This is a genomic window from Chryseobacterium sp. TB1-D10, from assembly GCF_059803555.1.
Genome location: NZ_JAPFHB010000005.1, coordinates 223,086 through 233,208 on the forward strand (window position 1 = coordinate 223,086; position 10,123 = coordinate 233,208).

Here is a 10,123-nt window from a genome sequence, read left to right on the forward strand (position 1 = left end):
CTACTGACAACTAAAAAATAGCAATTACTGTTCGATTCTTCTGATATCTGCGCCAATCGCTCTCAATCTTTCATCTATATTTTCGTAGCCACGATCGATCTGTTCGATGTTTTGGATGATTGATTTTCCTTCTGCGGAAAGTGCCGCGATCAGCAAAGCGTTTCCAGCTCTGATGTCCGGCGAAACCATTGTCGTTCCTCTCAAAGGCGTTTCTTGATTCATTCCGATAACTGTCGCTCTGTGCGGATCGCAAAGGATGATTTGCGCACCCATATCAATCAATTTATCAACGAAGAACAAACGGCTTTCGAACATTTTTTGGTGTATCAAAACAGAACCTTTTGCCTGCGTTGCTACAACCAAAATGATTGATAATAAATCCGGCGTAAATCCTGGCCAAGGCGCATCTGAAACCGTAAGGATAGAACCATCTATAAATTTCTGAATCTTATAATTTTCCTGAGACGGAATATAAATATCATCGCCTCTCTGCTCCAGTTGGATTCCCAACTTTCGGAAAGTGTTTGGGATAACGCCCAACTCGTTCCAGTTGACGTCCTTGATAGTAATTTCTGATTTCGTCATTGCAGCCAAACCGATCCAAGATCCGATTTCTACCATATCTGGCAACATTCTATGTTCAGTTCCGTTCAATTTGTCAACGCCTTCTACAACCAAAAGGTTAGAGCCGATTCCTGTGATGTTGGCGCCCATTCTGTTCAGCATTTTACACAATTGCTGAAGATATGGTTCGCAAGCGGCATTGTAAATACTTGTTTTTCCTTTTGCCAAAACTGCTGCCATCACGATGTTTGCAGTTCCAGTAACGGAAGCTTCTTCTAAAAGAATGAACTTTCCTGTTAATTCTTTAGCTTTTAAAGAATAAAAAGCCTCGTCCTCGTCGTAAGAAAACTCTGCTCCCAATTCTACAAATCCCTGGAAATGCGTATCCAGACGTCTTCTTCCAATTTTGTCTCCACCAGGTGTTGGCAAATAAGCTTCACCGAATCTGGCTAACATTGGGCCCAAGATCATCACAGAACCTCTCAGTTTTGCGCCGTCTTTTTTGAATTCTTTGGATTTTATATAGTCGAAATTAACCTCATCTGCCTTAAAAGTATAATCTCCTTTTCCGTTTTTTGTAACTTTTACATTAAAGTCCTGTAAGATCTCAATCAATTTGTTGACATCTTTAATATCCGGAATATTGCTGATTCGCACCTCATCTTCGGTAAGCAAAACAGCACAAAGGATTTGTAAAGCTTCATTTTTCGCACCTTGAGGTGTGATTTCTCCGCTTAATCTTTTTCCTCCTCTTATTTCGAACGCATCACTCATTATCTTCTATTGCTTTTATGGTTTTGGAAATTGTTTTTCCTGTTGTTACTATTTTGGTTGTTGTTTCTGTTGTTGTTATTTGGATTCCGGTTGTTGTTATTTCTGTTGGCGGCGTAATAGATTTTGCTTCTTTCCAGAGATTCCAGACTTGTCAAATCCAATTTGTTATCTGATAGTTCCTTCAAATGACGGAAAATCACATCATCCTGTACATGTTCTTTGTTGTAAACGTTGTAGGATTTTTTCATATTATTGGCAATCACGTGGGTGAGGGCTTCTTTTTCGTCGCCTTCTTCCAGAGCAATTGCTTTTTCTATCAGTTGCAAAATGCTTTTCCCATAGAATTTGTAAGCATTATCTAACGAAGGATAATCCATTTTTCTGGGTTTTGTGATCAGGTCATCTGCAGAAAGAACAGGATAAGGAGAATCTACATCCAGATTGTGATCTGCAAGAATAAAAAGATGATCCCAAAGCTTGTGCTTATAATTTTCTTCATCACGCAAATGAGGGTTTCTCTGTCCCATAAACTCGATGATAGCAAGCGCCATTTCATTTCTTTCTTCCTTGGTTTGCAGGGTTTTGCAATGCTCCACCAGCTGCTGTATGTTGCGCCCATATTCGGGCATAAGTAGTTGTGTTCTGTCGGTATTATAATCCATAATATTGCAAATATAAAACATTTCGGGTTGAAAGTTTGAAAATCAAAATCGAGTATGTAATTTTTCCTAATTAATATGAATCTTGATTAGTCAAAAAAAGATTCATAAATCTCAGGTTATACTTTAGATTTATTAGTTTAAAGCCTTAAGGTTGCACTGTCAGGCTGAGGTTCTCGAAGCCTTTCATTAATTTAAAATTTATTTTTCAATAAACTTTTTCCTTTGTTCGGCGCTTGGCAGGAAGCATTGGTTGGAAGCCAATTTTTGTCGGTTACGCGAGACAAGATTGTAGAATTGATTTCCAATCGCATTGGGTAGTATTTTCCCAATCGAAGCTAATGAATAAATCCCTCCAATTTCTGAAGCAATTTCCAGTATTGCCTGATATTTTGTCAAATAAAAACTATTCGGTTTCCAAAGGTAAAGTGTGTCAAAAACCTGATTCGGAAGATTTCTTTCGTTCAAAAATTTCTGTCCAAATTCCGACTGTAATGATGAAAATAAAAATTTATCATTCTTATCTTTTTCCAAAATCCATTGCACCCAATGGTTGCAGAATCCACATTCGCCGTCATAGAAAACGATGTTTTTGTCTTTGAAACTGGCTGATAATTTGTTTGTCATAATGCGTTGGCTTGCTGGATTTGTTTTTGAACCGTTCTGAAATAATCGACCAGTTGTTTTCGTTGCTCATCGGTCAGTTTTGCACCAGGATGTCCTAGTGTATAACTTTCCAAAGGCATTTTCTTTTGCTCTACATATTCTGAAGCCTCCTCCAATTTATGGATTTGACGTTTGGAATCATAGGTTGCAAATGTAGAGAAATTAAGTTCCAATCGCGCTTCATCGATATGGTTTTTCAAAAGCCAACCCGCTGGCTGAATGTAACTGTAGGCAGGATATTCTGTTTTGTTGGAATGGCAATCGTAACAGGAATTTCTGATAATATTGGCGATCGGCTCCGGTGTGTTTTTAATCTTAATAAAATCCATACCATCATTGGTTGCAGGATTCTCTTTATCAATTTGAAAAAACTGAATCATTATAAAAGCAACCAAAAGAACAATTAATACTTTTTTCATAGTTTGATTTTAAATTTGATATAACAAAATCTTGTCCAAAAATAAAAATCAAGAAACAAGGCAAAAGTAAAAAGATTCAAGTTCAGTGATTTTATATATAAGAATTATAAGTTAATCGGTTTTGCGATTCAAATCTTTGATGAGTTTTACGCCTTTGCGAACCTTAATCATATTTTCAATTATAACAAAAGATCTTAGCGGGCTTTGCGTTCAAATTTCAGAATATTTAAATAGGGCCAAACTTTGAATCTGAAACTCACAATTTTAAACCCAAACCAAGCAACAATTTTCGTACATTTGCAAAAATTTTGGGCTTCGAAAGTCGAAGTAACCCATTCTTAACCAAGTCTTACGCTCAATTATTCTTAACCTGAGCTGAGACCAAGAAACAAATTTATGTCAAATATTGTCGCAATCGTTGGGCGTCCCAACGTAGGAAAATCCACATTATTTAATCGATTATTAGAAAGAAGAGAAGCCATCGTAGATTCTACTGCCGGCGTTACCAGAGACCGTCATTACGGAAAATCTGACTGGAATGGTGTTGATTTTACCGTGATTGATACAGGTGGATATGACGTAGGAACAGACGACGTTTTCGAAGTGGAAATCCGCAAGCAGGTTCAGTTGGCTGTAGACGAAGCAACTTCTATCATCTTTATGGTAAGCGTTGATGATGGACTTACAGATACAGATCAGGAGATCTTCGAATTATTAAGAAAATCAAACAAGCCTTTATATTTGGTAGTCAACAAAGTGGATTCTTCCAAAGAAGAACTTCCTGCAACCGAATTTTACCAATTAGGCATTGAAAAATATTTCACTTTATCCTCAGCAACAGGTTCGGGAACTGGAGAATTACTGGATCAGGTAGTTAAAGATTTCCCTACAACGGATTATAAAGATCCATTCGAAGGTTTGCCAAAAATTACCATCGCTGGTCGTCCAAACGTAGGAAAATCTACAATGACAAACGCACTTCTAGATGTTGAAAGAAATATCGTAACCGATGTTGCCGGAACTACAAGAGATAGTATTCAAACGTTGTACAACAAATTCGGACACGAGTTTGTGTTGGTAGACACGGCCGGAATGCGTCGTAAAGCGAAAGTTTCTGAGGATCTGGAGTTCTACTCTGTAATGAGATCCATCCGTTCCATCGAGTATTCCGATGTCGTGATCTTGATGGTGGATGCCACGCAAGGTTGGGAATCTCAGGATATGAACATCTTCGGACTAGCTCAGAAAAACAGAAAAGGAATCGTGATTCTTGTGAACAAATGGGATCTCATCGAGGACAAACATACCAACACCATCCGTGATTTCGAGCAATCCATTAGAGACAAAATCGGTCAGTTCAATGATATTCCAATTCTTTTCGTTTCCGCTTTGACTAAACAAAGAATTCTGAAAGCCGTGGAAATGGCAATGGTCGTTTACGAAGACCGTAAAAAGAAAATCAAAACTTCCAAACTGAATGAAGTGATGTTGCCAATCTTCGAAGCAATGCCGCCACCATCCAACAAAGGAAAATACATCAAGATCAAATATTGTGTGCAGTTGCCAACGCCGTCGCCACAGTTCGTATTTTTCTGCAACCTTCCGCAATATGTGAAGGAGCCGTACAAGCGGTTCACTGAAAATCAACTTCGTAAAAACTTTGGTTTCACCGGAGTTCCAATCGAGATCTACTTCAGACAAAAATAAAAATTCAAACCCTTTCTTAGTTCAAACTTTGAGAGGGTTTTTAATTTTTAGGAGCATCACTTTTCAGCTTCTATTCACCATTCCCACCCGCTATCCGCTATATCTTTTTCTTTTTCAGAACATTTGCAGTCCAAATCGAACTTGAGTACAAAAAAAGAAAAAGGATGCCGCTGCTATCGGGGCTAGGTTGAAGTTTTCAATCATCTTTGAACATTTAAAAATTACTTTTAAAACTAAAGTTATTCTAGAAGTCGCAGAGCGACGACCTGTTAATAGACAAAATTAAACAGGATTGTTAAAGCTCCAGAGGAGCGACCCGTCACATTCAAAATATCATTAAAGAACAAATTTTATTTAAAATAATTTAGAACCAAATTTAAACAGTTTCCAAATTTTTACGATATTTACCCACAAAATAGACAAAATGCTAAAAGTTTTATCAGAAGAATTCTCTTTGGTGAATTCCTGGATCAATGATCTTCGAAATGTAGATGTTCAAAATGACCGTTTGAAATTCCGTAGAAACATGGAACGCATCGGAGAGATTGCCGCTTTCGAAATCAGCAAAACTTTAGATTATAAAGACATCGAGATCACAACGCCTCTTGATAAAATATCCGTAAAAGAAATTGAAACACAACCTGTCATCACAACAATTCTTAGAGCTGGAGTTCCATTATTTCAGGGGATTCTGAATTATTTTGATAAAGCAGATTGTGGATTTGTTGCAGCTTACAGAAAGCATGACGCCAATGATTATTTTTCCATCAAACAGGATTATCTGACTTGCCCGAATCTGGATAATCGTCCCTTAATTGTTGCAGATCCAATGCTGGCAACTGGCGCATCTTTAATCGAAGCTATCAAAGATCTTTTGACCAATGGGAAACCAACTTCCATTCATATTGTTGCAGCCATTGCAAGCCGACAAGGCGTGGAAACTATTCAAAATGCCTATCCTGATGCAAAAATCTGGATTGGTGTGCTCGACGAAAGTCTGACTTCCAAAGGTTACATCACACCAGGTTTAGGCGATGCAGGAGATTTGAGCTACGGCGAAAAACTTCAAAGATAATTATGAGGTACAAATTATTAGAGAAAAATTTATAATTCATAACTTATCATTCTAAACGTCCATTGCCATCACCAGCAAACTGATTTTCACATTTTCGGAATTGCGAAGGATTTCCCAGGCAACGTTGGAGCTTGTGTTTCCGGTGGTGTAAACGTCATCAATTAATAAAATATGCTTATCACTGATCTTCTCGTTCAGTTGAAAAGCATTTTTTGTTTTCAGACGTTCAGACTGGTCTTTCTTAGCTTGTGCTTTGGAGTGTTTCGTTCTTTTTAGTAAATAATGATTGATTGGAATCTGATAATGTTTCGACAATTCATTCCCGAAAATATGAAGTTGATTGTAGCCTCTTTGTTTCAGTTTTTTTGGATGGAGTGGAACTGTGGCGATGAGATCTGGCTCCTTATCTCCGAAGTTTAATTTATCAATCGTCCATTCTGCTAAGTTTTTTCCTATCTTTTCCCGATGGTTGTATTTCAGTTGTTGAATGATCCTTTGAGCCAGACTCTCCTTTTCATAAAGCATCAATGAAAAAGCATTTTCGACTGGAAATAGGAGAGAAGCCTTTTCTTTCAGACTATTGTTTTCAAAGAACTGATGATTGGAAAAATGAATCTTATCAATACAGATTTCGCAGACAATATCGCGTTTATCAATCAGTTGATTGCAATGCAGGCAACGGTTTGGGAAGAGAAAATCGAAGATCATTATTTGTGTTTTTTTGAAGTTAAAATTAATGATTTAATTCAAATAAAAAACCCCTTCAATAAGAAGAGGTTTGGGATTTTATAATTTGCGTATTAAATCGAAATTAGTACAAAAGCTTGTAATATTCATCAGCCATTCTGTCGCTGCCAAACTGGATTTTCACATCATCCATTGCTGTTTGTACGATCTTTCTCCATTTATTTTGATTTTCATAATAGGTTGGAATGATCTCGTTTTCCAATACTTCATAAATATTTTTGATGTCAAAACTATCTTGCTCCACAGTTGGCCAATTCTCATAATCTGCCTGTGGAACTACGAATGCGTTTTCTCCGTTTTTCGCAAATTCAGGAATCCAGCCATCGTCTGTAGAAAGATTGACAGATCCGTTCATAGAGGCCGTCATTCCGCTGGTTCCGGATGCTTCTCTTGGTACTCTTGGGTTGTTCAGCCAGATGTCTGAGCCTTGTTTCAAAGATTTGCTTAATGCCAGTTCGTAACCTGTAAGCACCGCCATATTCTTATGGTTTTTGCTTTCTTCAACCAGATTATTGAAAGTTGAAATGGAACCGTAGTCCATCGGGTAAGGTTTTCCTGCCCAGATGATCTGTACCGGATGTTCTTTGTTTGCCAGCATTTTTCTGAAGCGTTCTTTGTCTGCCAATAGAAGATCTGCTCTTTTGTAACCAGCAAAACGTCTTGCCCATACAATCGTCAGAACTTTTGGATCGAAGATATTTCCTGTCTGATCCGCAACAATCCTGAATGCTCTCTTTTTTAAATATGCTTTTCTGATATCGAATTCGGAATCATTCCCTTCTTCTTTATACTGATAAAGCGCTTTGTCTGCCCAGTATTTGAATTCCTGAGCATTGGTAATAGATTTTATTTCGCAGATACCTTCGTATTTGTTCCACATTTCTCTGGAAACGACGCCGTGCAACTGGGAAACGCCATTTGCTACTCTTGCCATTCTCAAAGCACAAAGCGAGTGGTTGAATCTGTCATCCTGAACACCTTCAATGGTCTTTACCTCATTGATCGTGAGTCCACAGAAGTAAGACATATCGTGGCAAAGGTAAATGTTATGTTTTTCGTTTCCTGCTTCTTCCGGTGTATGCGTTGTGAAAACCAATTTCTCTTTCACTTTAGCAAGATCACCGCCATATTTTCTTAATAAGTAAAATGCTGCCGGCAGACCGTGCGCCTCATTCAGGTGATAAATATCTCTTTCGAAATTCATTTCGTCCAACAGTTTTGCACCACCTTTCCCAAGGAGAATGTATTGTGCTACTTTGGTAGATTCGTTGGCGTCGTATAATTTGTGGCAGATTGTTTTTGAAATATGGTCGTTTTCCGGAACATCCGTGCTTAGGAAGAACATTGGACACGTTTTGAAGGTTTCCGGAGCCAGGTACCAAACTTTTACCCAAACCGGAGCGTTGTGGATCTCGATCTGGAATTTGATGCCCGTATCTTCCAGGAAGCTGTACATTTTCTTGGTCCAGATCGGGTTCAGAGTTTGATCCTGATTTCGGCTTTGGTCATAATAACCGTATTTCCAGAGAATTCCGATTCCTACAAAATCCTGTTTCAGGTTGTACGCACTTTTCATGTGAGAACCGGCAAGGAATCCAAGACCGCCGCTGTAGATTTTCAGCGCCTGATCTATCGCAAATTCCATTGAGAAATAAGCCGTTTTTTTTGAGTAATCCGGATTGATGCTATAAGGCATCTTGAAGTTTTTGAAATCCATTAGTGTTATATTTTTTTAAGGTCTTTTTCTATATGCTTGCAAATATAGGAATTAGTTTTTGGTACAGTAATTCAGGATCTAATTATATCAAAAAAATCAACAGCCAGATCCTGGATTCTACTATTATTGCTTGCTTTGATGTTTGCCATTTGTTTCACGGATTCTTAATCTTGACTCTTTCTAATTTGTTTTGTTTCTTTTTTGTTAAATTTAATTCATATAAGTATTTTGTAATCAATTATTTATTAATTTTAAAAAGGTTTAATTTCTAATAAATTCAAGATGATCTATTGTGAAGACCTTCAGAAGAATTTGGACGTGTACGTTGCCTCCACAACCTGCAAATCAGATAATATGGTAAAGTGGTATGACTCCATTGGCAGCGCCAATCTGCACGAGCGCGAGGAATATCAGAAGAAAACCGAACTTCTTTTGCTGAGCACTTTATTCGCTCATTATCCTGATATCGAGATCGAAAATCTGACAGGCGAAAGTCCGGATTTCATTATTAATTATCAGGGAAAAACCATCGGTGTAGAGGTTTCGGAGATTATCAACCATTTTGAACTCAAGAAAAAAGAAAGCTATATCAATCATATTTTCCGGACTGTGGAGGCTTTGCTGTCGGATTACAAAAGCCTTTCCGGAATCTATTACCTCAGCATCGATTATCATCAGGAGGATTTTTACCAGCAGCCGGAGCAGTTGATCAAAGAAATCTCGTCTGCAATTACCAATAACAAAAACACCAAATTTGTAAAACATATCAGAAGAACGCCCCATCATAAGGGCGTTCTTTTGTTTTTGGAGTACAGGTTTTCTTTGTTTGATGAGTTGCATTCCGAAAAGATCCGCCAGGTCATCGAGAAGAAGAACAGCAAGTACAAACTCTATAATTCCAAGGCCAAAGAATGCTGGCTGGTACTGGTTTCCAATATGTACAACATCGCTTCCCGATATACTTACATCCATGCGAAAGAAGAACTGAAGAATATCAGCAGCCCTTTTTCAAGGATTCTGCACATAGAAAACCTGCATAGCCAGATGATGGTCATCAAATAAAAAAGATGAAGACTTGTTCCGCTGTACAATATTATGCTTCTTAAATTCTATTTTATGGTATATTATATTATGTTAAATAGTATATTTTAAATTATTTTCTTGTTTGTATTGTTTTTGTATTAAATTATTTTATTAATTTCATCCCAATGCAATAATGCAGAAAACACAAATACTTTTTTACAAATGTCAATCAAGTACAAATTAGCACAAAAAGCACAGCCGGGTGTTGCCGGGGGAGGAACAAAGAAATGGTATGCATCAGTAGCATCCGATGGAGAGTTAACTGTGGATGATCTCGTAAAAATGATCGAAAAGTTCTCTGCACTGTCCGAGGCAGATATCCGCGGGGTTATCATTGCCCTGGAAAATGTGATGCAGGACCAGATTGTCAACGGCAAGATTATCCGCCTAGACAAATTGGGGAGTTTCTACCCCAGTCTTTCAAGCGAAGGCGTAATGAAAGAGGAAGATTTTACGGTCGCCAATATCAAGAGTGCGAAGGTTAATTACCGCCCGGGCATTCGTATCAGCAATGCCCTTTCCACAGCCACATTCAAGAAGAAAGGCTGATATGTCAAAAAAACCACACGTGAAGTTAACGAGAATCACGTGTGGTTTTGATCAACTTCACGTGTGGTTTTGTGTAAAACCACACGTGTTTTTTTTTAAAAGTATAGATTTAGATTTTAATTTAAAATGAATTGATTGTAAATCTAAAGTAGAGAACGTCTTT

General features: G+C 37.8%; 10 protein-coding genes. 4 read left to right on the plus strand and 6 right to left on the minus strand.

What is annotated here, in order from left to right:
- Nucleotides 1-24: 24 nt before the first annotated feature.
- The 4 genes from murA to OPU68_RS08980 all read right to left on the minus strand — a co-directional run bounded on the left by murA (nucleotide 25) and on the right by OPU68_RS08980 (nucleotide 3,082).
- Nucleotides 25-1,338 (minus strand): UDP-N-acetylglucosamine 1-carboxyvinyltransferase, encoded by a 1,314-nt coding sequence (gene murA / locus OPU68_RS08965; protein ID WP_498473643.1) that lies wholly within the window; start codon nucleotides 1,336-1,338, stop codon nucleotides 25-27.
- Nucleotides 1,338-2,000 carry a DUF4290 domain-containing protein gene (locus OPU68_RS08970; protein ID WP_498473644.1) on the minus strand — a complete coding sequence of 221 codons (663 nt, stop codon included), beginning with the start codon at nucleotides 1,998-2,000 and terminating at the stop codon, nucleotides 1,338-1,340. The genes murA and OPU68_RS08970 overlap by 1 nt, the downstream gene beginning before the upstream one ends.
- 198 nt (nucleotides 2,001-2,198) lie before the next feature.
- The gene (locus OPU68_RS08975; protein ID WP_498473645.1) at nucleotides 2,199-2,624 is read right to left on the minus strand and encodes a thiol-disulfide oxidoreductase DCC family protein; all 426 of its coding nucleotides are present in this window, start codon (nucleotides 2,622-2,624) and stop codon (nucleotides 2,199-2,201) included.
- The gene (locus OPU68_RS08980; RefSeq protein ID WP_498473646.1) at nucleotides 2,621-3,082 is read right to left on the minus strand and encodes a heme-binding domain-containing protein; all 462 of its coding nucleotides are present in this window, start codon (nucleotides 3,080-3,082) and stop codon (nucleotides 2,621-2,623) included. Before OPU68_RS08980 ends, OPU68_RS08975 begins: the two co-directional genes overlap by 4 nt.
- Before the next feature lie 396 nt (nucleotides 3,083-3,478).
- Between OPU68_RS08980 and der the strand changes: the two genes are divergently transcribed.
- Nucleotides 3,479-4,789, plus strand: a complete 1,311-nt coding sequence (der, locus tag OPU68_RS08985) for a ribosome biogenesis GTPase Der (RefSeq protein WP_063968339.1) — start codon at nucleotides 3,479-3,481, stop codon at nucleotides 4,787-4,789.
- A gap of 424 nt (nucleotides 4,790-5,213) precedes the next feature.
- The gene (gene upp / locus OPU68_RS08990) at nucleotides 5,214-5,864 is read left to right on the plus strand and encodes a uracil phosphoribosyltransferase (RefSeq protein WP_498473647.1); all 651 of its coding nucleotides are present in this window, start codon (nucleotides 5,214-5,216) and stop codon (nucleotides 5,862-5,864) included.
- Nucleotides 5,865-5,915: 51 nt separating this feature from the next.
- Here the strand turns inward: upp and OPU68_RS08995 are convergent, their stop codons facing one another.
- Both OPU68_RS08995 and glgP read right to left on the minus strand, forming a co-directional pair.
- A complete protein-coding gene (locus OPU68_RS08995; protein WP_498473648.1) occupies nucleotides 5,916-6,572 on the minus strand; it encodes a ComF family protein in 657 nt (218 codons plus the stop codon).
- 103 nt (nucleotides 6,573-6,675) lie between these two features.
- Complete coding sequence (gene glgP / locus OPU68_RS09000; protein WP_498473649.1) at nucleotides 6,676-8,328, minus strand: alpha-glucan family phosphorylase; 1,653 nt, start codon at nucleotides 8,326-8,328, stop codon at nucleotides 6,676-6,678.
- A 282-nt stretch (nucleotides 8,329-8,610) separates the two neighbouring features.
- On the opposite strand from glgP, the gene OPU68_RS09005 reads away from it, so the two are divergent.
- Entirely contained in the window at nucleotides 8,611-9,390 is a 780-nt protein-coding gene (locus OPU68_RS09005; RefSeq protein ID WP_498473650.1) for a hypothetical protein, read from the plus strand.
- 183 nt (nucleotides 9,391-9,573) lie between these two features.
- Entirely contained in the window at nucleotides 9,574-9,960 is a 387-nt protein-coding gene (locus OPU68_RS09010; RefSeq protein WP_498473651.1) for an HU family DNA-binding protein, read from the plus strand.
- Nucleotides 9,961-10,123 lie beyond the last annotated feature (163 nt).

Coding starts and splice junctions, on each gene's coding strand:
- der (WP_063968339.1), top strand. CDS start 3,479: ATGTCAAATATTGTCGCAATCGTTGGGCGTCCCAACGTAGGAAAATCC.
- upp (WP_498473647.1), top strand. CDS start 5,214: ATGCTAAAAGTTTTATCAGAAGAATTCTCTTTGGTGAATTCCTGGATC.
- OPU68_RS09005 (WP_498473650.1), top strand. CDS start 8,611: ATGATCTATTGTGAAGACCTTCAGAAGAATTTGGACGTGTACGTTGCC.
- OPU68_RS08995 (WP_498473648.1), bottom strand. CDS start 6,572: ATGATCTTCGATTTTCTCTTCCCAAACCGTTGCCTGCATTGCAATCAA.
- OPU68_RS08980 (WP_498473646.1), bottom strand. CDS start 3,082: ATGAAAAAAGTATTAATTGTTCTTTTGGTTGCTTTTATAATGATTCAG.
- murA (WP_498473643.1), bottom strand. CDS start 1,338: ATGAGTGATGCGTTCGAAATAAGAGGAGGAAAAAGATTAAGCGGAGAA.
- OPU68_RS09010 (WP_498473651.1), top strand. CDS start 9,574: ATGTCAATCAAGTACAAATTAGCACAAAAAGCACAGCCGGGTGTTGCC.
- OPU68_RS08970 (WP_498473644.1), bottom strand. CDS start 2,000: ATGGATTATAATACCGACAGAACACAACTACTTATGCCCGAATATGGG.
- glgP (WP_498473649.1), bottom strand. CDS start 8,328: ATGGATTTCAAAAACTTCAAGATGCCTTATAGCATCAATCCGGATTAC.
- OPU68_RS08975 (WP_498473645.1), bottom strand. CDS start 2,624: ATGACAAACAAATTATCAGCCAGTTTCAAAGACAAAAACATCGTTTTC.